Source organism: Desulfovibrio oxyclinae DSM 11498 (assembly GCF_000375485.1).
In the GTDB taxonomy this organism is placed as follows: domain Bacteria; phylum Desulfobacterota; class Desulfovibrionia; order Desulfovibrionales; family Desulfovibrionaceae; genus Pseudodesulfovibrio; species Pseudodesulfovibrio oxyclinae.
Genome location: NZ_AQXE01000001.1, coordinates 340,316 through 366,200, shown reverse-complemented (window position 1 = coordinate 366,200; position 25,885 = coordinate 340,316). Strand labels below are relative to the sequence as shown.

25 protein-coding genes are annotated in these 25,885 nt (G+C 59.9%); 3 read left to right on the top strand and 22 right to left on the bottom strand.

Annotated features, from left to right (window positions below):
• The first annotated feature begins 5 nt into the window (after window positions 1-5).
• From B149_RS0101890 to B149_RS0101880, 3 genes are all read left to right on the top strand, one after another.
• Window positions 6-1,025, top strand: coding sequence for an amino acid ABC transporter permease (locus B149_RS0101890; protein ID WP_018123466.1), 1,020 nt, complete (start codon window positions 6-8; stop codon window positions 1,023-1,025).
• A complete protein-coding gene (locus B149_RS0101885) occupies window positions 1,025-1,789 on the top strand; it encodes an amino acid ABC transporter ATP-binding protein (RefSeq protein ID WP_018123465.1) in 765 nt (254 codons plus the stop codon). The genes B149_RS0101890 and B149_RS0101885 overlap by 1 nt, the downstream gene beginning before the upstream one ends.
• Window positions 1,790-1,978: 189 nt before the next feature.
• Entirely contained in the window at window positions 1,979-2,401 is a 423-nt protein-coding gene (locus tag B149_RS0101880) for a hypothetical protein (RefSeq protein WP_018123464.1), read from the top strand.
• 6 nt (window positions 2,402-2,407) lie between these two features.
• Here B149_RS0101880 and B149_RS0101875 read toward each other — a convergent pair whose 3' ends face one another.
• The 22 genes from B149_RS0101875 to B149_RS0101770 all read right to left on the bottom strand — a co-directional run bounded on the left by B149_RS0101875 (window position 2,408) and on the right by B149_RS0101770 (window position 25,775).
• Complete coding sequence (locus tag B149_RS0101875) at window positions 2,408-3,673, bottom strand: SH3 domain-containing protein (RefSeq protein ID WP_018123463.1); 1,266 nt, start codon at window positions 3,671-3,673, stop codon at window positions 2,408-2,410.
• Between the two features lie 4 nt (window positions 3,674-3,677).
• Window positions 3,678-4,178 (bottom strand): OmpH/Skp family outer membrane protein, encoded by a 501-nt coding sequence (locus tag B149_RS0101870; RefSeq protein WP_169332893.1) that lies wholly within the window; start codon window positions 4,176-4,178, stop codon window positions 3,678-3,680.
• A 116-nt stretch (window positions 4,179-4,294) separates the two neighbouring features.
• Window positions 4,295-6,634 (bottom strand): replication restart helicase PriA, encoded by a 2,340-nt coding sequence (priA, locus tag B149_RS0101865; protein ID WP_018123461.1) that lies wholly within the window; start codon window positions 6,632-6,634, stop codon window positions 4,295-4,297.
• Window positions 6,635-6,637: 3 nt separating this feature from the next.
• Window positions 6,638-7,399 carry a hypothetical protein gene (locus tag B149_RS16190; RefSeq protein WP_018123460.1) on the bottom strand — a complete coding sequence of 254 codons (762 nt, stop codon included), beginning with the start codon at window positions 7,397-7,399 and terminating at the stop codon, window positions 6,638-6,640.
• A complete protein-coding gene (gene galU / locus B149_RS0101855; RefSeq protein WP_018123459.1) occupies window positions 7,387-8,259 on the bottom strand; it encodes a UTP--glucose-1-phosphate uridylyltransferase GalU in 873 nt (290 codons plus the stop codon). Before galU ends, B149_RS16190 begins: the two co-directional genes overlap by 13 nt.
• A gap of 9 nt (window positions 8,260-8,268) precedes the next feature.
• Entirely contained in the window at window positions 8,269-9,621 is a 1,353-nt protein-coding gene (gene glmM, locus B149_RS0101850; protein ID WP_018123458.1) for a phosphoglucosamine mutase, read from the bottom strand.
• Window positions 9,622-9,632: 11 nt separating this feature from the next.
• The gene (locus tag B149_RS0101845) at window positions 9,633-10,538 is read right to left on the bottom strand and encodes a CdaR family protein (protein WP_018123457.1); all 906 of its coding nucleotides are present in this window, start codon (window positions 10,536-10,538) and stop codon (window positions 9,633-9,635) included.
• Window positions 10,539-10,541: 3 nt separating this feature from the next.
• A complete protein-coding gene (cdaA, locus tag B149_RS0101840) occupies window positions 10,542-11,297 on the bottom strand; it encodes a diadenylate cyclase CdaA (RefSeq protein WP_018123456.1) in 756 nt (251 codons plus the stop codon).
• 9 nt (window positions 11,298-11,306) lie between these two features.
• Window positions 11,307-12,167 carry a dihydropteroate synthase gene (gene folP / locus B149_RS0101835; protein WP_018123455.1) on the bottom strand — a complete coding sequence of 287 codons (861 nt, stop codon included), beginning with the start codon at window positions 12,165-12,167 and terminating at the stop codon, window positions 11,307-11,309.
• A 21-nt stretch (window positions 12,168-12,188) separates the two neighbouring features.
• A complete protein-coding gene (ftsH, locus tag B149_RS0101830) occupies window positions 12,189-14,225 on the bottom strand; it encodes an ATP-dependent zinc metalloprotease FtsH (RefSeq protein ID WP_018123454.1) in 2,037 nt (678 codons plus the stop codon).
• Window positions 14,226-14,425: 200 nt separating this feature from the next.
• Window positions 14,426-14,968 carry a hypothetical protein gene (locus tag B149_RS0101825; RefSeq protein ID WP_018123453.1) on the bottom strand — a complete coding sequence of 181 codons (543 nt, stop codon included), beginning with the start codon at window positions 14,966-14,968 and terminating at the stop codon, window positions 14,426-14,428.
• Between the two features lie 8 nt (window positions 14,969-14,976).
• The gene (gene argH / locus B149_RS0101820) at window positions 14,977-16,362 is read right to left on the bottom strand and encodes an argininosuccinate lyase (protein WP_018123452.1); all 1,386 of its coding nucleotides are present in this window, start codon (window positions 16,360-16,362) and stop codon (window positions 14,977-14,979) included.
• Between the two features lies 1 nt (window position 16,363).
• Window positions 16,364-17,599: an argininosuccinate synthase gene (locus tag B149_RS0101815; protein ID WP_018123451.1), complete on the bottom strand. Its 1,236-nt coding sequence runs from the start codon at window positions 17,597-17,599 to the stop codon at window positions 16,364-16,366.
• Between the two features lie 30 nt (window positions 17,600-17,629).
• A complete protein-coding gene (gene argF / locus B149_RS0101810) occupies window positions 17,630-18,529 on the bottom strand; it encodes an ornithine carbamoyltransferase (protein ID WP_018123450.1) in 900 nt (299 codons plus the stop codon).
• A gap of 255 nt (window positions 18,530-18,784) precedes the next feature.
• The gene (locus B149_RS17695) at window positions 18,785-20,323 is read right to left on the bottom strand and encodes an AlbA family DNA-binding domain-containing protein (RefSeq protein ID WP_018123449.1); all 1,539 of its coding nucleotides are present in this window, start codon (window positions 20,321-20,323) and stop codon (window positions 18,785-18,787) included.
• Window positions 20,320-20,763: an rRNA maturation RNase YbeY gene (ybeY, locus tag B149_RS0101800; protein WP_018123448.1), complete on the bottom strand. Its 444-nt coding sequence runs from the start codon at window positions 20,761-20,763 to the stop codon at window positions 20,320-20,322. The genes B149_RS17695 and ybeY overlap by 4 nt, the downstream gene beginning before the upstream one ends.
• Window positions 20,760-21,743 carry a PhoH family protein gene (locus B149_RS0101795; RefSeq protein ID WP_018123447.1) on the bottom strand — a complete coding sequence of 328 codons (984 nt, stop codon included), beginning with the start codon at window positions 21,741-21,743 and terminating at the stop codon, window positions 20,760-20,762. Before B149_RS0101795 ends, ybeY begins: the two co-directional genes overlap by 4 nt.
• A 15-nt stretch (window positions 21,744-21,758) precedes the next feature.
• Entirely contained in the window at window positions 21,759-22,511 is a 753-nt protein-coding gene (locus B149_RS0101790) for an ABC transporter permease (RefSeq protein WP_018123446.1), read from the bottom strand.
• Window positions 22,508-23,239, bottom strand: a complete 732-nt coding sequence (locus B149_RS0101785; RefSeq protein WP_018123445.1) for an ABC transporter ATP-binding protein — start codon at window positions 23,237-23,239, stop codon at window positions 22,508-22,510. The genes B149_RS0101790 and B149_RS0101785 overlap by 4 nt, the downstream gene beginning before the upstream one ends.
• A 1-nt stretch (window position 23,240) precedes the next feature.
• Window positions 23,241-24,173: an ABC transporter substrate-binding protein gene (locus B149_RS0101780; protein WP_018123444.1), complete on the bottom strand. Its 933-nt coding sequence runs from the start codon at window positions 24,171-24,173 to the stop codon at window positions 23,241-23,243.
• Window positions 24,174-24,254: 81 nt separating this feature from the next.
• On the bottom strand, window positions 24,255-25,313 hold the full coding sequence (locus B149_RS0101775) for an SO_0444 family Cu/Zn efflux transporter (RefSeq protein ID WP_018123443.1): 1,059 nt from the start codon (window positions 25,311-25,313) through the stop codon (window positions 24,255-24,257).
• 105 nt (window positions 25,314-25,418) lie between these two features.
• Window positions 25,419-25,775, bottom strand: coding sequence for an ArsR/SmtB family transcription factor (locus B149_RS0101770; RefSeq protein WP_026167391.1), 357 nt, complete (start codon window positions 25,773-25,775; stop codon window positions 25,419-25,421).
• Window positions 25,776-25,885 lie beyond the last annotated feature (110 nt).

The following is a 25,885-nucleotide window of genomic DNA, read 5'->3' as shown; positions in this document are numbered from 1 at the left end:
GCACCGTGAACTCACGCATCGCACAAATACTGGGGAGCGCCGCGCTGGCGGCGCTCCTCGTTCTTTCCCTCGGCACCGCCGCCCCGGCAGCGGATGCCGACGCGCTCATGCGCAAGGCCAACGACATCATGGTCACCGGCGATCTCGACGGCGCCGTTGAGGTTTACCTTCAGATTCCCGCGCCCGGCCCGGAGGGGGATCAGGGCCAGTTCGTATCCAGCCGGATGCAGGCCGCCCGCCTGAAGTACGCCGCCAAGGACTATGACGCCGCCCTGCGCATCATAGACGAACTGCTGGAAGTCTACCCGGACAACATTGAGGCACGGCAGTTCCGCAGTTCCGTCGAGGAAGCCATGATGCCCGCATGGCGGCAGTTCCTGAAGGACACCGCCAAATTTGTCCCGCACCTGCTCAAGGGCAGCCTCATGACCCTGCTACTGGTGGTCTGCACGATGATCGTCTCGCCCATCGGCGGGCTGCTCATTGCGCTGGGCCGTATCGGCACGGTCAAGTCCGTCAGCCGCCTGTGCTGGTTCATCATCTGGCTCTTCCGGGGCACTCCGCTGCTGCTGCAGCTCTTTTTCATCTATTACGGCCTGCCTGCGCTGGGCATCACCCTCAAGCCGGTGACTGCCGCCCTGCTCGGGCTCGGGCTGAACTATTCGGCGTACCTTGCGGAGATCATCCGCAGCGGCATCCTGTCCATCGACCATGGTCAGATGGAAGCCGCGGAAGCCATGGGCATGACCTACTGGCAGGCCATGCGACGGGTCATCATCCCGCAGACCTACCGGGTCATCCTGCCGCCGGTGGGCAACGAGTTCATCGCGCTCATCAAGGACACCGCACTGGTCTCCACCATCGCCATGGTCGAGCTGATGCGCACTGCGGACCAGCTCTTCAACGCCTCGTTCAACATTACGGTTCTCGGCCTCGCCGCCGGAATCTACCTTCTTTTCACCACCGTCTTCACCCTCGGCTTCGAGCGCCTCGAAGCCAAGGTCGGCGCTTACGAGAAACGCTGATGCAACCGCTGCTCGAACTCAACGATATCGTCAAGGCCTTCGGCTCGCACCGGGCCGTGGACAACGTCAGCCTTTCGCTGAATCCCGGCGAGAAGACCGTCATCATCGGCCCTTCCGGTTCGGGAAAATCCACCCTGCTGCGCACGGTCAACTTTCTGGAAACCATCGACTCCGGAACCATCCGCTTCGAGGGAGAAGAGGTCGGCTACCGCGAGCACAAGGGCGAAAAAGTCCTCGACCGTGCCCGGAACATCTGCCGCCTGCGCACCCAGATCGGCATGGTCTTCCAGCATTTCAATCTGTTTCCGCACATGACCGTGCTTGAAAACGCCATGGAAGGACAGGTCACCGTGCTGGGCAACAGCAAGTCCGAGGCACGCGAGATTGCCATGGACATGCTCGGCAAGGTAGGCATGGCCGGATTTGCGGACAGACACCCGGCCTCCCTTTCCGGCGGACAGAAGCAACGGGCCGCAATCGCCCGCGCCCTTTCCATGAAGCCCAAGCTCATGCTCTTCGACGAACCGACCTCCGCGCTGGACCCGGAACTTGTGGGAGAAGTCTTCGACGCCATCAAACAGCTGGCACGAGAGGGCATGACCATGATCATCGTGACGCACAACATGGGTTTTGCCCGCGAGATAGCCGACAATGTGGTCTTCATGGAGGACGGCGGATTTCTGGCCCAGGGACCTCCGGATCAATTTTTCCGCGAAGAATGCAAGGATCCGCGCGTGCAAAGCTTCATCGACAAGATTTTTTGAACCAATCACGCTCAATCAGGCGGGCTCCTCCGGGAGCCCGCCTTTTTTGTCCCAAAAAAAGTTCATCAAACCGAGCGGTTGCACCCTCAACAGGCCACCAAAAAATGCGTCTCTTCCATACCCTAAAGTTTTCGGCGGGTTAACCGATCAAGGGAATGACGACACAAGGTTTATCCGGGGGTATAAGACATGGTTACCAAATTGGCGAATGCAACCGGCTTCAAGCGCGTACTGGACCTTTGCAAGGGCGGTCGCTACAGGGAGGCCGAAGTGCTGCTCAAAAGCCTTCAGGACGAATATCTCGCCGTCTGCGAGGAAAACGACGCCCTGAAAAAACAGCTGGGAGAAGTCGCCGAAGTTCTGGACCTTTCGGAACGGGTCAAGTTCGATGGCAGAAAGTACTGGCTGGAAGAGGAAGGAGAACTCTCCGGTCCCTTTTGTCAGGTCTGCTACGACCGGGACGGACTGCTCATCAACCTTCAGGAGCGCGGTCCGCGCTGGGAGTGCTGTCATTGCAAGAGCATCTTCCTTGAAACCGTTCAGGAAGACAGGCCCGCCCCTCGCAATACTGCGAAGGAACTTCCGCTCTTTACGGACCACGAGTACGCCTAACGCGGATCAGTCGAGGAAACGGGTCCCGTAGAGCGTTGCTTTCCGGGCCCAGAACTCCACTTCCTTCTGGTAGGTGTAGCGCGCCGAAATGAAGGACAGCCCGTCCAGATTCATCTCCGGCAGGTATATTTCCAGCCGAAGCTCACGCCCGCTCGTGCGGAACTCCTTCCAAAGCGTGTTGGCAAAATCCCTCATGGACTGCGCTTTGGGCAGTCGATCCACTTCAAGATAGACTTTCACGATCTCAACAGGAACGCCCAGCATGGTTGACTGGGCTCGCTCCATGACACCGTAGCGGAATCCGTGCGCGCGCTTGTCCACCTTGGGAGCGGCCTTGTGCACCTTGGCCGTGGGCTTGCGCGGAATGACGATGGTCTTGCGGCCACTGTCGGCCTTGCTCGTTATGGTCGGCTGCGCACCGGCGGCCTCCGGTTCAATCAGGCGGCGCAGGACATATCCCAACGCTCTGGATTCCTTGCGGACTTTGGCAGACGGGGAAAACACCGCGTACCAGCCCTCTTTCAGAAAATCGACTTTGACGGCCTGCCCTTTGGGGATGGTCGTGGCATACTTGGAACCGCCGGCGCGTTCTCTGCGCAGATTCAGTTCCATGGGCGCCCGAAGGATGCGTCCCCAATCGGCCGAAGACGGTTCGGACGTATCCGGACGGGAAACGGCAACCGGCTTCTGGTCCGCCTTGGAGGTGGATTTGGTGGCGATCTGTGAGGATGTTGCCTTCGTACTCGGACGCGAAGCCGTTGCAAGGTAGTCTTCCTTGACCCAGCCGAAGGAGTTCATCCGACTGCGGATTGTGGCTTTGGGTTCAAAGACCGCAACCCAGCCGTCTTCGGGAAAGTCCGTCCGCAGAACCACTCCACTGTCCAGTACGCCGAGCCGTTTGGCGCCACGCTCGGGACCGGAACGGTAGTTCAGCTTCGTCTTGGTCCGCCTCCACTCACCCCATGGTTTTTCTTCCACCTTGCCGCGTCGTTTCTTAAGATATTTCGTGTTGGCGTATCCGGCCACGCGAGCGGTGTCGCCGTCCGTCATCCACGGCTCAAAAATGGCTGCCCAGCCGTCCTTGACCCATGCGATGCGGACTTTCTGCCCGGCGCGAAGCAAGCCGACCCAGCCGGAGTCGGCGTCACGCTTCTGCCTCAGGTTCAGAGGGCGGTCAGGATACCGGATTTCGCCGAAGGCCTGTGCTTCGGCGGCAAAAAGACAAAGAATCAAGGACACAAGAACCGGAAGTACGAAAGTCTTTTTTGCCACAGTCCTAATCCCCCTTGTCCAGTTCCTTGAGCACTTCGTCGGTAAGATCCACGGAAAGATTGATGTAGCCGATGGCTTCCGGGTCCGTGAGTATCATGGTGAACCCTCTGCTTTCGGCCAGCGAACGCAGAATCTTGTCCGCGCGCTTCATGATGAACTCGATGAGCCTTCGCTCCTGCTCTCGCAGTTCGAGATTGCTGTCGGTCACCAGCTTCTCATGCTCGCGAAGCAGCCGCTTAAGCTGGTCTTCTCGCATGTCGCGCTCTTTCTCCGAGAGCAACCCTTGATCGATCTGGGCCTTGAGTGCGTTGATCTGCTCGGCGCTTTCGCGGATGCGGGTATCCTTGAGCCTGCCGAGACGGGCCAAATCGTCCTGTGCCAGCTTGCCGATTTCGGATTCACTGACGATGACCTGCGGATTGACAAAGCCTACCCGCGCCATGGCCGGAGCGGCAAGAAGCAGCACGATCAGTAAGGCCGCTGCGCATGATATGATTCTGGACATGACGTCCCCGTTGTTGCGTTTTTTCATGGGTTCCGGTTGTACCGCTTCGCCCTGCGGCTGTCGAGAGGCTTGTTGAGCCATCGCCGGGCCGAATAAACGGTTGTCGGCAAAGAGCATCAGAGCATGTTGACCGGGTCCAGATCCAGCGACACCCGCATCTCGGCGTGTGGTCGGGCCGCGCTGCGGACCATGGCGAAAAGCTCGCGCATGGCCTGCCACGTTCCGCCCTTGAGAAGGCAATTGAACCGCTTCCTGCCACGCAGCTTTCCCATGGGTGCCGGAGCCGGGCCCAAGGCGGTGATGCCAAGCTCCACCGATCGCTCACGTATAAGCGCGCTCACGGCGGTCAGCGCCCCGGGGCCTTGATCCCAGCCGTCAGGGTAACTCATGCGAATCAGCCCAAGGTTGGCAAACGGCGGATAGCTGAACATCTTTCGCCGCTTGATCTCGCGCTCAAAAAACGAGTGATAGTCCGCCGAGACGACCTCGTTCCAAACGGGGTGCTCGGGGTTTCGTGTCTGAATAAGGACCCTGCCGGGCTTTTCACCGCGTCCGGCGCGTCCGGACACCTGCACCAGCAACTGGAACGTGCGTTCCGTGCAGCGATAGTCGGGCAGGTTCAGCCCCAGATCGCCGTCAACGACGACAACCAGCGTGACGCTTGGAAAATCGTGGCCCTTGGAAAGCATCTGGGTGCCGACCAGCACCTGCGCTTCGCCATCACGAAACTGGCCGAGGATCCGCTCCATGGCGTCTTGCCGACGGACCGTGTCGCGGTCCATGCGCAGGATGCCCGTTTCTTCGGGCAGCGCCTTTTCCAGCGCTTCTTCAAGACGTTCCGTGCCTTCGCCCATGGGAATGAAATTCGCGCCGCCGCAGTTACGGCACAATAGGGGATAGTCCAGCGAAAGACCGCAATAATGGCAAAGCACCCGTTCCCTGCCCTTGTGGTAGGTCATGCCCACCTCGCACTCGGGACAGCGGATGGCTTCGGCGCAATCAGTGCAATACATGACCGGTGCGTATCCGCGGCGGTTGAGCATCACGATGACCTGCTCGCCCTTCTCCACCGTCTCGCGCATGGCTTCCACCACTTCGGGCGCGAAGTGAACCGACGGATCCTTGATACCCGCAATGTTCACCAGCTGCACAGCGGGCAGCTCTCCGGCTCCGGCCCTGTCGGCCATGGAATGGACCGGGATACGCCCCTGATCACCCGCGTGAAAGGTCTTCACATCCGGGGTTGCCGAGCCAAGCACCAGAAGCGCGCCTGAACGGCTTGTGAGAAAATGGGCCACTTCCTTGGCATTATAGGCCAGCCGCTCTTCCTGCTTATAGGATTCGTCGTGCTCCTCGTCCACCACCACGAGACCGAGGCTCCGCAGCGGCACAAAAAGGGATGAACGGGTGCCGACCACGCAGACGGGTCCGGGTGCGCTGGCCGCCTGCCGAAAGATATTCTCACGCACCGACGGACTGAGGTAGCCGTGATGGTACAGTACGGTCACACCAGGCAGCGCGTCGCTCACCGCCCGATGCAGCTGACAGGCGATAGCCACTTCCGGAGCCAGTATCAGCGCGGAGCGCCCCTTCTCCAGACAACTGCGGATGAGATTCACGTATACAAGCGTCTTGCCGCTGCCGGTCACGCCGTGCAGCAAATGACTCCCCCCGGTATCAAGCGCGGGAATCAAGCGTTCAAGGGCTTCGGCCTGCTGTGGAGTGGGGTCATGCAATTTCGGCGGTTCCGCGCACAGTGGAGCTTCCTCGGGCGGTTCATCATCACCGATGCTCACCAGCCCGGACTTGGCCAGCGCCCGAACTGCCTGCGGCGCACCGTCGCCAAGCGAGTGCTTGAGCCATGATATACTTGTGGCGCCATTATCGTGCAGGTACTCCAGCACCGAAAGCTGCCGCTTGGCGTTGGGACGCACCGACCATGGCGGGTCGGCGGCAAGTCTTGCGAACCGCTCTTCGGCCTCGCGTTTGGGATCGAGACGAACCCTCATACGCCCTTCCCGCCACATTTGCGCAAGGCGATCCTTATTCGAAGGTGAGCAACCGGAGAGATCGCCGGGACGCATGGAAGCGGGAAAAGACTCGCCCGGCCCGCAATCGAGCCGAAAAACAACATCAGCCGTACGAAGTCCGCGAGGCAGCGAGGCTTCAAGTATCCGCCCCACCGGCTCCATCTGCCGCACACCAAGACTGGCGCACATTTCCAGATGGTCATGGGTAAACATGGCACAGATTTCCAACGGCCACATGATACGGCGCAACTTCACGCCTTCGGGAGCTTCGTCCTGAGGTCCGATGACCACGCCGACACGGCGCATCCTTCCGAGGGGAACGATGACACGCATCCCGGTCTCGACGTCGCCGGGTCGTTCAGGCGCAAGATAGGTAAGGGTCTGATACGGCGGCGAAACGATTGCCACCCGCCACATGCCGGACATGGCCTACTCCTGCCGAACAGGTACTGCGGAAAGCCCGACCGCGAGCGTATCGAAAGGAGCCGGAGGCGCGGGGCAGTCGCCGGTCATGGCGGCGGAACGGATTGCTGACGCATCGTACAGGGCCGGGTCGGCTGCACCGTTGAGATCGGTCCATTCAAGCGCAAATTCCACAGTACGGCCTGAGGGGACTTGCACCTCTCCGGCCTCGGGGACCTGAAAACCACCCTTGAAGGAGTACTGGCGGAAGCGGATGTCCATGAATCCGCCCGAGCTCGCAAGGCGCACCCTGAGCAGGGCCATGGTCTCGTTGTCCAGCCAGACCTGCGGCTTCGACTCGTCACCCGGATCGGCCCCGATTATCAGGCTCGGATGGTCGCCCGCAAAGCCGAACCCGCCTGTGGCGTTATCCACTCCTGCGGATTTCCAATACGCTACCTGACCGGGCATGTTCCAGAAAAGTGTCGGCGGCAGCGGAAAATCGGAAGGGCAGGCCGCGCCAACACCCGAAACGGAGCCGACCGCCACGGCTTCTGCGCTCATTGACGCAGAACGCCACTCCTGCCTCCAGCGCGGACCGTGCTGCCATACAGTGGCCCGAACATCCGGAAACTCGGGGAAACTCATCTCAACGCGCCACGACTGCAATGCGCCGTACGCTTTGCCCAGACGCGAGGTAAGTTCCTTGTCATCCGGGGTGAAAGCAAAGGCGGCGGTCGCGGAAAGCACCATGACCGCCGCCAGAACGAACGCGATTATTCTTTGCACGGAAGGATCTCCTGAATCCGGGTCACCAGCTCGTCGTGCAATTCTTCGTCATGCAACGCGAAGTAAATGTTCGCGGTGAGGTATTCAATCCAGTCGCCCGCGTCGAAACGCTGCCCCTGAAGCTTGACCGCGATGAGCTTGCCCTGGTCGGCAAGCCCCTGCAACGCATCGGTGAGCTGAATCTCGCCACCGACGCCGACGCCCTGCTTTTCGAGAATATCGAAAATCTCGGGCAGCAGCACGTAACGACCGGTGATGGCATAATTGGACGGGGCATCCTCGGGTTTGGGCTTCTCAACCAGCTTGTCCACATTGAACACGCCGGGCGCGAACTCTTCGCCGGAGATGATGCCGTAACGGTGCACCTTGTTTTCCGGAACCTCGATGACGCCGACCGCGGCCTTGCCTTCGGTCTCGGCCGCTTCCAGCAGCTGGGAGATGCCAGCGTTCATGCCGAACATCAGGTCGTCGCCGAGCATGACGGCGAACGGCTCGGTCTTGCAGACTTCCTTGGCGCACAGGACGGCGTGGCCAAGGCCGAGCTGCTGCTTCTGCCGGACGGAAATGATATTGACCATCTCGGCGACCTCGCGAACTTCCTTCAGCAGCTTTTCCTTGCCGCCGCGCTCCAGAACCTGCTCAAGCAGGAAGTTGCGGTCGAAGTGGTCCTCAATGATCTTCTTGTTCTGGTTGTTGACGAAGACGACATCGGAAAGCCCCGCTCCGATGGCCTCTTCGACGATGTACTGCACAATGGGCTTGCGGAAGATGGGCAGCATTTCCTTGGGAATGTTCTTGGTGGCGGGCAGCGAGCGAGTGCCCCAGCCTGCTACGGGAATGACAGCTTTCTTGACCTGCATTGATGCCTCCTAACGCAAATGCTTCTTGAGTGCTTCGACGATGTCGTCAGCGTACATTTCGACCTTGTCCGGATTCTCTCCCTCGACCATGACGCGAGCCACGGCCTCGGTGCCGGAGTAGCGCAACAGGACACGGCCCTTTCCGGCAAGCGCGTCCTCAACCTTGCGGACGGCCTCCTGAACCTTGGGGACCTCGTCGAACGGAATCTTGCGCTCCACGTGCACGTTCTTGAGAATCTGAGGGAGCGGTTCGAGCAATGTCGCCAGATCTGAGAGAGGCTTGTCCATCTCTCTCATTATACGCAACAATTGCAGCGCTGCAAGCAGCCCGTCACCCGTTGTGCTGTATTCGCGGAAAATGAGATGCCCGGACTGCTCCCCGCCAAGCACTGCGCCCTTTCGGCGCATGGCTTCAACGACGTAGCGGTCGCCCACGGGGGTACGCAGCAGGCAGCCACCGCAGTCCTGCATGAAAAGTTCAAGCGCCATGTTGCTCATGACCGTCGCCACCAGCATTCCGCCTGGAAGCATGTCCTTGTTCATGAGTTCGTGCGCACAAAGGGCCATGATCTGGTCGCCGTCCAGAATCCGGCCGTTTTCGTCACAGACGATGAGTCTGTCGGCGTCGCCGTCGAGCGCCAGTCCGATGTCGGCCTTCTCCTCTCGCACCTTCTGCGAGATGACCTCGGGATAAAGTGAGCCGCACTTGCTGTTGATGTTCACCCCGTCCGGGTCCACGCCCACACGGATGACCTTTGCTCCTAGCTCCTCGAAAACAGAAGGAGCCACGCCGTAGGCCGCCCCGTTGGCACAGTCCAGCACGATCTTCATGCCGTCGAGCGTAAGAGAATTGGAAAAGCTGTGCTTGAGGTAGACGATGTAGCGACCGGCGGCGTCCTTGATGCGCTGTGCCTTGCCCACCTGTTCCGCTGCGGGGTACTCCCATTGCGTGTCCTGATTCATGACCAGCGCGGTGATCTCGTCCTCCACCGAATCAGGCAGCTTGTAGCCCTTGTGGTCAAAGAACTTGATTCCGTTATCCATGAACGGATTGTGCGAAGCCGAAATGACCACGCCAAGATCCGCACGCATGCTGTGCGTCAGAAAGGAAATGGCCGGCGTGGGCATAGGACCCACGAGGAAGACGTCCATGCCGTTGGCACAGAATCCGGAGGTCAGGGCGGTTTCGAAGACGTACCCCGAAAGGCGCGTATCCTTGCCGATGACAACACGATGACGCTTGTTGCCGTTGCGGAAATACTGGCCTGCGGCAAGGCCGAGACGCAGCGCGACCTCGGCGGTCATGGGGAATATATTGACCTGTCCGCGCAGGCCGTCGGTTCCGAAAAGTCTCTGGTTCATGGGTACTCCAATCAATCCTTCTTTATGATGACCCCAATCCTGTCGGGGTTGCGCTTCTTGACCACCACGCCCTCGGGAACGGTGACCGTGTAATCCATCTGTCTTTCGCCGGGCGACAGATCCTGACCGGGCTCCAGGGTCACATGGATGTCCTTGCGGAACGCGTTGTCCCTGAACATCATCAGCGGCCCTTCGATGAGCATCCGCACGTAATCCTGCCTCGGCCTCAGCGTCATTCCCTGCGGCGACTCAACCTCAAGGGGCATCTTGACCCATATCTCCCGGGTCTTGGGTTTGAAAAACGCTTCCACCTTGACCTGCGAAGGCGTGGCCTCCACCTCTTCCGGCAGGTCGAGCGCGAGATGCTCGACCCATGAGGTCGGCACATCACGCGGGAAATTTTCCTTCATGATCACTTCGGTATCCGTGATTTTCCGCAGCCTCGTTTCCGGGCCGCGCAAACGGATTTGCGACGGGGTGACCTCAATGCGGTCAAAGACATAGAAATTGTTGAGTTCGCCCCGCCACTGGGCTTCCACATCGACGGTCTTGGTGGCGATGCGGTCAACCACAAGGGTCAATCGATTAGGCGTCAGCTCGACGATATCGAACGAGGACGGCACCGGGATGCGGTCCACATTGATGTCCACCACGTTCTGCCCTGCGCGGAAGTTACGCGCATCCACATCGTAGACAAGCCTTTTGTTGTCGAGGGTGCGCAGCAGGCCCTTGGGTCCGCGCAACCTGACCTGAATGGTATCCACGAAGCCGGTGTCCACCATCAGCCCTTCGGGCGGATTACTCATAATCACCGACATGTCCACCACCGTTTCGACACGTTCCTGGCCGTTGACCAGAAACCAGGAAAACACGGCCATGACGACAGCCAGCAGCATATATTGCCAGTTCTTGCGCATGAACTATCGCTCCAGAGCGTTCTTGACGACCCGGCGCAGCCGCACCTCGTCAAGACTGGTTGTCAGACGTCCGCCGATGGCGATGGAGATTTCGCCGCGCTCCTCGGAAACCACGATGGTGATGGCGTCCGAACTTTCGCTGATGCCGAGGGCGGCGCGGTGGCGCGTCCCGAACATGGTGTTGCCCCTGAGCTTACCGGACAGGGGCAGAATACAGGATGCCGCGCTAATGCGTCCCCCGCGGATGACGACGGCCCCGTCGTGCAGCGGCGTGTCGTGATGAAAAATGGTACGCAGCAGCTCGGCCTTGATGCGCGAGTCGATCTCTACGCCGCGCTCGATGATATCTCCAAGCGGCACGTTTTTTTCGAGAACGATTATGGCCCCGACCCGCTCCTTGGCCATGCCGATGACGGCCAACACCAGTTCATCAAGGATCTTTTCCTCTATCTGCTGGCTCTTCATGAACCAGAAACGGCCGGTACCGAGTTGCGAGAGGCCTTTTCGGATATCCTTCTGAAACAGGATGATGATGACGAGGAAGAACGAGTTCAGAAACTCGCCCAGAAGTGTGTTGAGTGTGAAGAGATTCAACCTGCTGGAAACGAAATAGATGACCAACACCAGCAACAGGCCGTAAACGACCGCCACTGCCCGGGTACCGCGCACGAGCAGGATGAGGTTGTAGTAGATGAACGCGACGATGCCGATGTCGAGAGCGGCCTGCCACGCGAACTGAATCCCGAAAAGCTCGAACATCACTTATTCCTATGTCAGAGCGTGCACAATGGTCAACGTCTGCCTCGCGGCAGCCACTTCGTGCACCCTGTGGATGGCAGCGCCCTTCATGGCGGTCACGGCGGTTCCGGCCTGCGTCGCATTTTGCCGTTCGTCCACGTCGAGACCGAGCAGCCCCTGCCACAGAGACTTGTTGGAAAGCCCCATGTACACCGGCAGCCCCAGTTTCAGGAAACGCTCAGTGTCTGCAAGAATGGCCAGATTGTGCTCCAGAAGCTTGCCGAAGCCGATGCCCGGATCCAGAACAATGCGATCAAACGGAACACCGGCTTTATCCAGTATCGTAAGCTTCTTCTCGAAAAAGGATATGATTTCGTCCACCGGGTCGTCGTAGGCGGGTGCGTCCTGCATCTCTTCGGGCCTTCCGAGGCTGTGCATGAGCACATATCCGGGCTTGTACTGTGCCAGCACGTCAAGCAATTCCGGGTCGAACTCGAAGGCCGAGACGTCGTTGACGATGTCGGCTCCGGCCTCAAGGGACCGGGCGGCCACTTCCGCCTTGTACGTATCCACGGAAATGATCGGGGTGAAATCCCCTTCCGGACCGGCCATGGTCCGCCCCGCCAACCCGCGGATAACCGGGATAACCCTCGCAAGTTCCTGATCGGTTTCCACGCGGTCCGAATACGGGCGTGTGCTTTCCCCGCCTACATCAAGAATATGCGCGCCCTCTGTCGCCAGCCGCTCACCGTGCGCCACCGCGGATTCCGCGACGGCACTGCGCCCGCCGTCATAAAAGGAATCCGGAGTGACGTTGACTATCCCGGCAATGAAAAAGGGAGCAGGGCCTATGACCCTGCCCCCCTTGATGGTCCAAACGGTTTGTTTCATACGATCGTCGACGATGCGCTGTTACTGGAGCTTGGAGCCGCCATTGGAGTCACCGGAGTCGTCCCCAGAGCCGGAGTCACCGGAACCGGAATCGTCCTTGTCTTCGGCGTCCTCAAGAATGAACTCATCGTCACCGGAGTCTGCGGAACCGCTGTTATCGGAACCGGAGCTCTTTTCGCTGACCGGAGTATATCCTGCACCGCCATCCTTTTTGCCGGACCCGAAGTCGCTCGGCTCGTTGATGATGGGTGCGGGCGGCAGTTCCTTGCCTTCCATGAGCAGATCGATGTCAGCGCCGGTGATGGTTTCGCGCTCAAGCAGAGCGTCAGCGATCTTGTCCAGCACATCGCGCTTTTCCTTCAGCAGGGAGCGGGCCTTGTCGTGCCCCTCTTCCACGAAACGACGAACTTCGGCGTCGATGACCTTTGCGGTCTCCTCGCCATAGTTCTTGTCGTGAATGAGTTCCTTGCCGAGGAAAACCTGCTCCTGATTGTCGCCGAAGCTCAGGGGGCCGAGCTTTTCACTCATGCCCCACATGCAGACCATGTTGCGGGCGATCTTGGTGGCGCGGTCGATGTCGTTGCTGGCTCCGGTGGTGATGGAGCCGATGGCGACCTCTTCGGCCACGCGGCCGCCGAGAAGCATGGCAATCTGGTTTTCGAGATATTCACGGTTGTAGCTGTGGCGGTCGTCCACCGGCAACTGCATGGTCACGCCCATGGCCTGACCGCGCGGGATGATGGAAACCTTGTGGACGGGGTCGGTGCCCGGCAGCAGCTTCGCCACCAGCGCGTGACCACCTTCGTGATAGGCCGTGATGCGCTTCTCCTCGTCGGAAAGGATGACGCTGCGGCGCTCCTTGCCCATCATGACCTTGTCCTTGGCTTCCTCGAAGTCCTCCATCTCCACGCGGTCCTTGTCTTTCTTGGCCGCGTGCAGAGCCGCCTCGTTCACGAGGTTCTCAAGGTCGGCACCGGAGAATCCGGGAGTACCGCGCGCCACGACGCCGAGATCGACTTCGGGAGCCAACGGTGTCCGGCGGGCGTGCACCTGAAGGATGCGTTCGCGACCGCGCAGGTCCGGGGTGGGCACCACCACCTGCCTGTCGAAACGACCGGGACGCAGCAGGGCCGGGTCCAGAACGTCGGGACGGTTGGTGGCCGCAACGAGGATGACTCCTTCATTGGACTCGAAGCCGTCCATCTCGACCAGAAGCTGGTTCAGGGTCTGTTCACGTTCGTCGTGCCCGCCGCCGAGACCGGCACCACGCTGACGACCGACCGCGTCGATTTCGTCGATGAAGATGAGGCACGGGGCGTTCTTCTTGCCCTGCTCGAAAAGGTCGCGCACGCGGGATGCACCCACGCCGACGAACATCTCGACAAAGTCGGAACCGGAGATGGAGAAGAAGGGCACGCCCGCTTCACCCGCCACAGCACGAGCCATGAGCGTCTTACCGGTACCCGGAGAACCGACGAGCAGCACACCCTTGGGGATGCGACCGCCGAGTCGGGTGAACTTGCGCGGGTCGCTCAGGAACTGAACGACTTCGTAAAGCTCTTCCTTGGCCTCGTCCACGCCGGCCACATCGTCGAAGGTGACCTTGGCGCTTTCCTGATTGATGAGTTTTGCCCGTGATCGGCCGAAGCTCATTGCTCCCCGGCCACCTCCGCCGCCGCCCTGCATCTGGCGCATGAAGAAAATCCACACCCCGATGAGAAGCAGCATGGGGAACCACGACACAAGCAGCGTCATGTACCACGGTCCGTCATCCGGCGGTTCAGCCTCAACCTGCACGCCCTGATTGATCAGGTTGTTCACGAGGTTCGGGTCATCCGGGGCAAACGTCTGGAAACGCTTGTCCGCCGAGGTGACGCCGGTGATGGACTGTCCCTGTATTTTGACGGAAAGAATGTCGCCGGAATTCACGCGCTGGAGGAACTCGGTGTAGTTCATCTTGACGTTTGGCGACGGTTGTTGGCTGAACAGGTTGAAGAGAACGACCATCAACACTGAGATGATCAGCCATATTGCGAGATTCTTGGTGAAATTGTTCAAGGATGACTCCTCGGTAAGCGGATGCGATTGGCTATCGTTGAAGCGTTTCGCCCTATGGGCGTTCGGTCGTGTGTTTATCAACGACCTTCATAAGACTCCTGCACATAATTGCAAGAGGTTCGGACAAAAAACGGCACTTTCGGCGCGATCATTTCGCCCAATCAGGTATCTATCGCAATTCGTGTCCACGGGCAACCGCGTCAGTCGATCTCTCCCACGAGCTTGAGCAGGCGGACGGCGCGGTCTGATATGATGTATCCCTTGCCGCTCTCGACGCCGCGCCCCTTGAGCTTGACCCAGAAGATCAGGCCCAGATCGTACAGCGCGCTGAGGCTGGCACGTTCGTAATCCTCAAGAAGCTCCTTGCGAACCAGCCCGCCCGAGCGACGCAATTTGCTCAGATGGTATATATCCACGAGAACGTCGAGGGTTTCGGCGTCGAGCATTTCGGCATCGGGGTGCTTGGCCTCGGTCAGCTTGCGCCAACGCTTGCCAGCATCCTGCCCGCCTTCGTTGAACAGGGCGGCCCGCCCCTCGTCCGTCAGCCGGTAGCCACTCGGATTGGATCCGCAATTGGTGAAAATGGTCCCTTCGTCCACCAACCCGGCTTCCATCAGCCCTTCCAGCGCTCCTTCGGAATACACGGAAGCCAGCTTTGCCGGGAGCATTCCCAGATACCGCTCTATTCGAGCGTAGTTCTGAATGTCCCGCAGGATGCCGATGTCGGTGTCGGTGAGAGCCATCATTTCTCCTAGACGCTTTGCAGCCATGCCCGCACTGCGCCGAGCTGACCGGAGACCGACTCCGGCCCGGTTCCGCCCGGAGAGGTCCGGCGACGAATGCACGCGTCGTAGTCCAGCACATCAAAAACGTCTTCAGCAATGTTGTCCGAAAACTGGCGGAATTCGTCAAGGGTGAGAGCTTCCAGTCCCTTCCCGGCCTTTTCGGCATGGGCCACTGCCGCACCTGTGATGTGATGCGCCTCGCGGAAAGGAACGCCCTTGGCGGCCAGATAGTCGGCCAGTTCCGTAGCGTTGAGAAAGCCTTTCTCGACGGTGGCCCGCATGCGCTCGGGAACGAAGACGAATCCGGGCATCATGTCGGCCATGACCGCCAGCGACGTCGCCACAGTGCGGTCCGTATCGAAAAAAGGCTCCTTGTCTTCCTGAAGGTCACGGTTGTAAGTCATGGGCAGCCCCTTGAGCACGGTCAGCAGGCTCATGAGCGAGCCGAACACGCGCCCGGTCTTGCCGCGCATGATCTCGCAGGCGTCCGGGTTCTTCTTCTGCGGCATGATCGAGGAGCCGGTGGAGTAGGCGTCCGGCAGCTTCACGAAGCCGAAGTTGGGGTTGGCCCAGATGATGATCTCTTCGCAAAAGCGCGACAGGTGCGCCATGACCACGGAACCGGTGAAGAGCGCCTCCAGCACGAAGTCGCGGTCCGAAACCGCGTCCATGCTGTTGGCGAACACACCGTCGAGTCCGAGGTCATCAGCCACGGCCTGCGGATTGACCGGATGCGTGGTCCCGGCCAGCGCCGCCGCACCGAGCGGTGAGACTTCCGTTCGCTTGAGGCAATCGTCGATGCGTTCGGCGTCGCGCATAAACATCTGACAATAGGCCAGAAGATGATGCGCCAAAACCACCGGCTGCGCGGGCTGGAAATGTGTGCATCCCGGCAGGATGGTCTTCTGATGCGCTTCCGCCTGGTCCGCAAAGGCGCGGACGACCTGCCTGAGCAGATCGCGCCACACGCGAAGACGGGTGGATACATGCAGGCGAAAATCAAGCACGACCTGATCGTTGCGGCTGCGCGCGGTGTGCAGTTTGCCGCCCAAGGGCCCGATGATTTCGGTAAGGCGGGATTCCACGTTCATGTGGACGTCCTCCATGGAGGTGTCCCACTCGAAATCGCCGGATTCCACTTCCTCGCGCACCTTGTCCAGTCCTTCGACAATGGCCTGCGCCTCGTCCTCGGTCAGGAAGCCCTGCTTGGCGAGTACGCGCGCATGGGCCTGAGAACCGCGGATGTCTCCGGCAAAGAGCTGCCAGTCGAAGGAAACGGATTCCGAATATTCTTCCATGAGGGTGGCCGTCGCCTCGGCGAACCGGCCTCCCCACATTTTCTTTTCAGCCATCTCAGCTCTCGCAGGATTCGTCGGTTTCCCGGCCGCCCCATTTGCTCTGCTGCATGCGACCCTTCAGGCGCAGGCCCACAAGCTTGATGAAACCGGCAGCGTCGGCCTGATCGTAGACGGTGTCTTCCTCAAAGGTGGCCAGATCAGCGTTGTACAGGGAGTACGGGGACTTGCGGCCGAGGGGAATGCAGTTGCCCTTGTAGAGCTTCAGGCGCACCGTACCGGTGACCTTCTCCTGCGTCTTGTCGATCATGGCCTGCATGGCCTCGCGCTCGGGACTGAACCAGTAGCCGTAGTAGACCATCTCGGCGTACTTGGGGATCATGGAGTCACGCATGTGCATGACTTCGCGGTCCATGGTCAGGCCTTCAAGGTCGCGATGGGCGATATGCATGATGGTGCCGCCCGGGGTCTCGTACACGCCGCGGGACTTCATGCCCACGAAACGGTTCTCGACCATGTCTACGCGGCCGATGCCGTGCCTGCCGCCGATCTCGTTGAGCTTGGCCAGCAGCGCGGCGGGAGAATGCTTGACGTTGTTGATGGCGACCGGATCACCCTTTTCGAAATCGATGGTGATTTCCTCGGGCTCGTCCGGGCACTGTTCGATGGGCAGGATATTGCGGTAACAATCCGGCCCGGGAGCGTTCCACGGGTCTTCCAGCTCGCCGCCCTCGAAGGAGGTGTGCAGCAGGTTGGCATCGATGGACCACGGCTTCTTGCGGCTCACGGGAATGGGAATGTCGTTGGCCTTGGCGTACTCGATGAGGTCCGTGCGGGACTTGAGGTCCCAGTCGCGCCACGGGGCGATGGTGCCGATACGCGGATTCAGCGCCATGGTGGCGAGTTCGAAGCGAACCTGGTCGTTCCCCTTGCCGGTGGCGCCGTGGGCCACGGCCTGAGCGCCTTCGAGTTCGGCGATCTCGACCATACGCTTGGAAATCAGCGGACGGGCGATGGCGGTTCCGAGCAGGTAGCGACCTTCATAAAGCGCACCGGCGCGGAAGGACGGGAAGACATAGTCGCGCACGAATTCCTCGCGCAGGTCTTCCACATAGGCCTTGGAGGCGCCGGTGGCCTCGGCCTTTTCTTCGATGCCGTCCATCTCTTCGCCCTGACCGAGGTCGGCGGTCATGGTAATGACTTCGCAGTTGTACTCGTTCTTGATCCATTTCAGGATGATGGAGGTGTCCAGTCCTCCGGAGTAGGCCAGAATGACCTTATCGATCTTACCCATTTCTATATTTCTCCATTCGTCTCTTGTTTGCTATCTGAAGACCTTTTCCATGATCGCCTTCTGCATGTGCAGGCGGTTTTCCGCCTGATCGAAGACGATGGATGCGGCCGATTCGAACACTTCGGCGCTGACCTCTTCTCCGCGATGGGCGGGGAGGCAGTGCATGAACTTGGCGTCCGGCGCGGCCTTGGCCATGAGCGACTCATCCACGATGAAGCCATCAAAGGCCACTTCGCGAAGCTTCTGCTCTTCTTCCTGTCCCATGCTGGCCCACACATCGGTGTTGATGTAGTGAGCGCCCTCGGCGGCCTTGGCCGGATCGCGGGTGAAGGTCACCTTTGCGCCGAGATCCATGGCCTTGTCCACGATCTCCTGATCCGGGTCGTACCCTTCCGGGCAGGCCACAGCCAGCTCGAAGCCGAACATGGCACTGGCGTTGATGAAGGAATGGGCCATGTTGTTGCCGTCACCGATCCATGCGACCTTGAGTTTCTCCAGATCGGGAGTGCGTTCGTACATGGTCAGCATGTCGCTCATCACCTGACAGGGATGATACTCGTCGGTGAGGGCGTTGATGATGGGGATGTCGCCGTACTCGGCCAGCACATCGAGCTTGTGCTGACCGAAGGTTCGCACCACCAAACCGTCGGCGTATCGGGCCAGCACGCGCGCGGTGTCCTCAAGGGGTTCACTGCGGCCGAGCTGGGAGTCGCGGGATGCGATGAACACCGCGTTGCCACCCAGATGACGGACGCCGACCTCGAAGGAAACGCGGGTGCGCGTGGAGGCCTTCTCGAAAATCAGCAGGATGGTCTTCCCGGAAAGGACATCGGGACGCAACGAATTGCGCTTCATCTCGTGGGCGCGTTTAAGCATTTCGAATGCTTCGTCCCTCGGGAAATCAAGAATGGTCAGAAAGTGGTTTGCCATTGGTACTCTCCGTCGTTCTAAACCTGTATGTGGTGCGTAAACGATGGAGTCTGGCCCAATCACGTCCGATTGTAAAGACCAGACATCCTAAAGAAGCCCGCAAAGCCGCGACTCGCGTGGACTTCCGCGACTGCGAAGATACGGCCTCGGAGACAGAATTTTTGACTGCCGCGACGCCACCGACAGGCGTATTCGCTCAAATGGATAACGGATTGCGCAAAAACGAATCGCAAAATGGCGCATATGCCCTATTTATCAGCGATGGCCGCCAAATCTGCTGCGAGAACTTCTGAGATATTCGTAGAACTGCCGAACCGTGAGTTTGCGACTGGCCGGACCGGACCGGGCATAGAATTCCTCGGTCTGCCCGTTGACCAGAAACGCCGGGGCGTCCGCGCGCACGCAGTTGACGCGGATAACACTCTTGCCATCCAAGTGCACCACGCGAGCATTGACGAACGGCTGGAAGTGCACGCCCACATGCTGCCCGAGAAGATTGTTGAAATGCAGCAACGCGCGATCATCATTCTCAAACTTGTCATCATCCAGCCCGAGCACCTCGCCGGAGTCACTCACGCCTATCAGCAGGGTTCCGCCACGCGAGTTGAGAAACGCGGTGACGGTCTTGACCGAAGCCAGCTCGATCTCCCGCCCGTTCTTGCCGGCCTTGACGTTGAAGCGAAGGGTCTGCTTGAACTCAACGCGCTCGTTTTCCCCGCCGTCGATCAACGCCCGTACATCTTCCGGGCTGGCATAGGCCTGCCTGAGTCCCAGCCCTTCAATGCGGCTCCGATACCGCCTGAGAAGATACAGAGCCAGCATGGCCGCCAAAACGATGGCCCCGCCAAAGCCGTAGATGAAGCGGTCCCCGGACAGTTCGGTATTGACGCTGCTCTGAGGCATGGCGACGCCGAGGTACATGCTGTCGCCAAACGCGGAGAGCGGTCTTGAGCCACCCCACCATACTTGCCCGCTCACACGAAAGCGGAACGGGCTGCCGCGCAGTCCATGGTCCTGCATGAGCATTTCCGCGGCCTTTGCCGCCACCGGATCTCTGAGTTCATCCGGCGACACGGCAGCCTGGGGCGATGGGGTTTCGCCATCCTCAACCTTGGGGATGTCCATGAAGCGCTCTGTTTCCCAGAAAAGGAAAAGCTTCTGAGCTTCGCCCCTGTCGGCCCGGGCGAGTTGATCCACAACGACTGAGACCGGCAGGATGAATGTGAGCATCCGGCCCTTTTCGCCCAGCAGCCAGGAAACGGTCATCCACGATTCACCGTGTCCATGAAAAGTGTAGGCACTGGTCCAGCTGAACTGACCGGGCTTCAGCGCGGCGCGTTCGGATTGAAGACGATGCTCAAGGGAGTCCAGATTAATATCCGGCAACCGCTGACGGTCCTCCTTCGAGACATTCCAGCGGAACGTCCCGTCAAGCGGGTAACCGGAAGCCAGCATCTCCCCTTCCCGCAGGACCGCCATCTCCAGCCCGGACTCGTCGGAAACGAGAATGCCCGACATGAGTGTACGGTCACGCATGACCTTCATCACGCGCCGGCGTACCTGATCATCGTCGAGACCGCTGAATTGCTGACGCTCCCCGGTCTCGGAGAGGACATTCACCAGCACGGAGACGGTTCCGGCCAGTCCCTTCACAGAATTCTCGACGGCCATTGCCGCCGCGTCTTCGCGAAACGAGCGGACGCCCCATACCGCGAGGAAGCCCACGGCCAGCGCCGCGAGAATCACGCAGATCACCAGCGTGCGGTAAAGCGACCTGCCTCCGGCCCACTTCATGCGGCCTCCCCGGAAACGGCGGCGACCGCAAGCTCGGTGAGCGCTTCCATCTCTTCGCCGTGATCATATCCGGCAAGATGAAGAATTGCGTGGGCCAGCAGTCGGGAAAGGTGTTCGCGCGGATCCTGCCCGTACAGACGGGTTTCGCGGCCCAGCGTATCCACGGAAAGCGCCACCTCGCCAAGGTACCGGTCGCCGTCTTCACCTTCTTCCGCCGCCCCCTCCCGTGCAGGAAAGCTCAGGACATTGGTAGGACCTTCACAGCCCAGAAAAGAGGAATTGAGGGCAGCCACTTCCGAATCGTCCACAAGCCGCAACTCGAAAAAACCATCATCCAACCCAAGCGAGGAAAGGATATCGTCGCACAGGTCGTGCAGTTCGCCGTTGCCCAGCGGAAAGCTCGGATCGGCGGGCGCATTGCGGACTATATCCACGCTCACTGCTTGGCTTCCTCCGCTTCCGACTTGTCGTAGGCGCTGACGATGCGGCCCACCAACGGATGCCGGATCACGTCGCGGTCATCGAACTCGGAGACCACGATACCCTCCACGCCCTTGAGCACCGACCGGGCGTGCAGGAGTCCCGAACGGCTGTCGCGCGGCAGATCGATCTGCGTCAGGTCGCCCGTGACCACCGCCTTGGAGCCGAAGCCCAGCCGCGTCAGGAACATTTTCATCTGTTCCGAGGTGGTGTTCTGGGCCTCGTCGAGAATGATGAAGGCATCGTTGAGGGTGCGACCGCGCATAAAGGCCAGCGGAGCGACTTCGATCACCCCGGTTTCCAGATGCTCCTGCACCTTTTCGAAGTCGAGCATGTCGTTGAGAGCGTCGTACAGCGGACGCAGGTACGGGTTGACCTTCTCCGCCAGATCACCGGGCAGGAAGCCGAGTNTCTCCCCCGCTTCCACAGCCGGACGGGTCAGCACGATGCGCTTGACCTCCTTGCGGAGCAACGCCCCCACGGCCATGGCCACGGCCAGATACGTCTTGCCGGTTCCGGCGGGCCCCACGGCTATGGTCAGGTCGCTGTTGCGGATGGCGTCCAGATAGTTGCGCTGATTGACGGTTTTGGGCGTGATCTGCCGCTTGGGCGAGCCGGCGTCCACTTCCTGCCGAAAGACGCGGTGCAGTTCCGCGGAGGGATCACGGTCGATAACGCGGCAGGCAAGGTCCACGTCCTGCGGTGCGAGCTTGCGTCCCTTGCGAAGCATACCGTAAAGCTGCGTGAGCACGCGGGCCGCGGTGTCCACCTCGCTTCCAGCCGTTTCAGAGCCGGGCTTGGCGGAAATCACGGCCATGCTGCCCCGCGACTCGATGCGTACATTGAAACGTTCGCTAACAAGGCGCAGATGGTTGTTTTCTGGGCCGAAAAGAATGGCGGCCCGGTTGCTGTCGTCGAATTCCAGCTTTCTCGTGGTCAAGTAAATCTCTCCAAATCAGCTCTTTTTTCTCAGGAACATCCAGCGGCAGACTTTTTTCTCCAGACAATCGGCCGCTTCATAAAGGGCCGCGCCGAGAAGACTCATGCCGATGATTCCCGTAAACATTCTCACGTAATCCATGGCGCCCCACGCGTCCATAATCAAATAACCGAGTCCGCTGGTGGTGGCAAAGGATTCAACGAAAAAAAGCACCGCCACAGCCACCCCCGTCCCGAGCCGGAGCGAAGTGAATCCATGCGGCAGTGCGGCCGGGACCAGCACATCGAACAACAGATGCCGCTTTCCACCGCCGATGGAACGGATCGAATCGAAGTACCTCGGGTGAATCGCTCGCACGCCGTCGCGGGTCGTCACGAGAATCTGATAGCCGAGGATCAGAGAGATCATGACGATCTTGGACGCGTCACCGAGCCCCAGGACCAGCAGGAACACCGGCAGCAGCACGATCTTGGGAATCGGATAGGTCAGAAAGACGAAGGGAGCAAGCATGGCGTCCACGCGCCGGACGCTGCCCATGAGCAGTCCCAGCGGAAAGGCCGTGATCCACGCAAGCCCCATGGCAGCTAATACCCGCCATGCGCTTGCGCCGAAGTGCTTCCAGAAAGCGGCAGTGCCAGCTGCCTGCACAAAGGCCGACAGGGCTTCCAGCGGATCGGGCAGTATTCGTCCGCCCAGAGCGATTGCCGCGCCCTTCCAGAGAAGCCCGAGCACCAACAGGACCACGGCGTAACGCAGCATTCCCTTCATATGCCCTCCAGTGTGCGACGCAACTCGCCAAGCAGCGCGAACCCTTCTGGAGTGGTCTTGAGTGCGGGATCACCGAAACCGGGGTTGTCGAGACAGGCCACCGGAGTAGCCGGTGAACCGCCAAGCACCAGTATCCGCCTGCCAAGCGTGACTGCCTCCTCAAGGCTGTGCGTCACCAGAACGGAGGGAACGCGCCGACGTTCCCAGACGTCGAGCATGGTCTGCTGAAGCTTTTCGCGCGTCAGGGCATCGAGAGAGGAAAACGGTTCGTCCAGCAGCATGAGCCGCGGCCGCGTGGCAAAGGCCCGGGCGATCGCCACCCGCTGCTGTTCACCGCCGGACAGGGTGCCGGGATAGTCATCGGCCCGTTCAAGCATCCCCAGCTCATCAAGCCGGACCTCGGCTTCGCGCCTGCGCTTCGCCTTGGAAACTCCCTGCACCTTGAGGCCCATGGCCACGTTGTCGCGAACGGTCTTCCACGGCAGCAGCCCGTAGTCCTGAAGAATGATGGAGATATCATTCCGGGGACGGCTCACCGGATTCCCGTCAAGCAGCACCTGCCCGGCGTCCGGCGCACTCAGGCCGCAGAGCATGTACAAAAGCGTGGTCTTGCCACAGCCGGACGGCCCGACCACGGCAAGCGTCTCCTCTTCCCCGAGGGAAAAGGAGACGTTGTCAAGAACGGTACGGCCGTCGAAGCGTCTACTCAGCGAATCGGCTTCAAGCATATCAGGGGGCGACCGGCGAGACGGCCCAGTCTCTGGGAATCCTTTCGTCGAGGAGATCATGCTCGATCATCCAGTCCTGAACCGAGTCCAACTGCTGCGCGGATGGCAGGCTGGGCATGGGGTAATCGTAAATGGGAAAATCGGGAGCCAGCGGCGGCGGAATGCGGCAGCTCACCGCCATGAGCTCGCGGTACTTTTCAGGATGCTTGCGCAGCAACACCAGCGCCTCGACGTAAGCGGACATAAAACTCAAGTAATGCTTTGCCTTTCCCTCGAAATACCGACGGTGCAGATTCAGCACCGTCAGCGGAATGCCGAGCGTTTCGGCGGTGACCACCATGCTGCCGCCCTTGAATCGTGTCAGGGATACGAGGGGTTCCGGCAACAATGCCAGATCGATTTCGTTGGAAAGAAGCATCTGAAGCCGGATGGGAATCTTCTTGATTTCCACACGCCGGAAGTAGTCGCGCGGCAACGTCTTGCGCTCCAGAATCCTGTCGAGCAGATATTCGATGATGGTGGACTTGGAAATGGCAATCTTCGCGCCTTTCAGCCCGTCAAGTCCCACGCCTTTCCGCTCCGGCGAAGCGACTATGGCAAACATGGGCTGCCCCGGCCGGGTGCTGTACGAGGTGGAGGCGATGCGCATGGGCACGCCTTTGTCGATGAGCATGTAAGTGGCGATGAGGTCGCCGAAGAAGCCGTCGAGCTGTCCGGCCTGCAAAGCGGTATCCCGCTCAAGTGCCGAAGCAAAGGTCACCAACTCCACGTCAAGTCCGTTCTCGTGAAACAGGCCCTCGGCGGCGGCAACCTGAAGCGGAAGCGTATCGAGAACCGGAAGGATACCGAAACGTATCTTGGTGAGGGATTCATCGGCCCGCGCAGGCAGCGCCGTGAGCAGAAGGATAAGCAGTACCAGCAATTTCGTTTTCATTCGGCCACTCCGTATCAATTTGACGTTCAGTAGCACGGAAGTGGCCGAATGAAAAGAAAGCCGAGGCTGTTCGGTACCCTATCAGCAACAATCGTGGCTGTGTCGCCGATTCGGCAGCATGTTCCACGCAATAAGCAGAAGCAGCGCGATTGCCGAGGCGGTTCCGAGCCATTCGGGGACTGCCTCGTCCACATCGGACAGCACAGCCGTGATATCAAGTCCGAGGCCCACATACAGTCTGTCGGTCAGCCATCCCAGCGCAATGGAACAAACCGCGATGGCGAACAGGTAGGCGAACGCCGCCCTGCGACCGAGCGCCTTGAACATGACGGTGAGCGTCGCCCCGTTGGTGGCGGGACCGGCCAGCAGAAAGACCAGCGCGGCACCGGGAGAAAGCCCTTTGAGCACCAGCGAGGCGGCGATGGGGGTGGATGCGGTGGCACATACGTAAAGAGGCAGGCCGACCAGCAGCATGATGAACAGCGGCAGCAGGCCGTGGCCGATATTGTTCTCGATGAATCCGTCCGGAATGAGCGCGGCGATAATTCCGGCGAGCACCACGCCTATCATGAGCCACTTCCCGATGTCCGCGATCATCTCGCCGAACGCATAATCCATTCCGCCTCGGAAACGCTGCCATGATCCGGCCTTTTTCGGCTCATCATCGCAGCAGCCGGAACTGCACCCGCATCCGCTGTGAACGAGGTTTTCCAGCGGCTCGGGCTTTTCCTCCTCGGCAGGACCCATATTGACCAAAAGCCCGGCAACTATGGAGGTAAAAAAGGCCCCCACCGGCCTGATGACGGTCATGATCGGGTCCAGCAGCGCGTAGGTTACGGCGATGGAGTCAACGCCTGTTTCCGGTGTGGAGATCATGAACGATGTGGCGGCCCCCTTGCTGGCGCCCTGACGCCTCAGACCGAGCGCAGCCGGAAGGACTCCGCATGAGCAAAGCGGCAGCGGGATGCCGAACAGCGCTGCTTTAACCACGGGGCCCGGCCCCTTGCCACCGAGGTGTTTGGCCATGAACGCATCGGGAACATAAGCCTTGAGCAACCCGGCCACAAAAAAACCAAGGAGCACAAACGGCGCTGCTTCCACCAGAACGTGCCACGATTCAAATATGATTTCTGTCAACATAAATTATACCCTTTCGGTCTGTCTTTAAGGGCAATATATGCACGTATGCTCAGATGTCAAACTGAAATCACCCACGTCTCCGTGGGTGAAAAAAGGCGAGGAGGCTTACGCCTCCTCGGAAATGTGGGCAAAGCCCTGCTTGAGCAGCGCTTCCACATGCTCGTCGTCCAGGGCGTAGTAGACGTTTTTTCCTTCCTTGCGGTACCGCACGAGTCTGGCCGCGCGTAACAACCGCAACTGATGCGAAATGGCTGACTGGGACATTTCAAGGACCTCGGCAAGAGCACAGACGCACAGCTCCGAAACTGACAGGGCGTGCAGTATCCTGACACGGGTGTAGTCCCCGAGCGCCTTGAACAGCTCCGCCATGAACAGAAACTCTTTCTCGGAAAGCATATTCCCCTGAACGTCCTGCACGTTATGCTTATGTCCGGGGGTATTATTGCACGCTTTGGTACTCATAAGGTTCTGCCTTGTTGTCCTGGAGGCCGCCTTTCCCTTCGATACTATCCATATCCTCTCACCAGATACCACGGGCGAAAGGACATGGATAGTATATTCGGGGCAAGAAC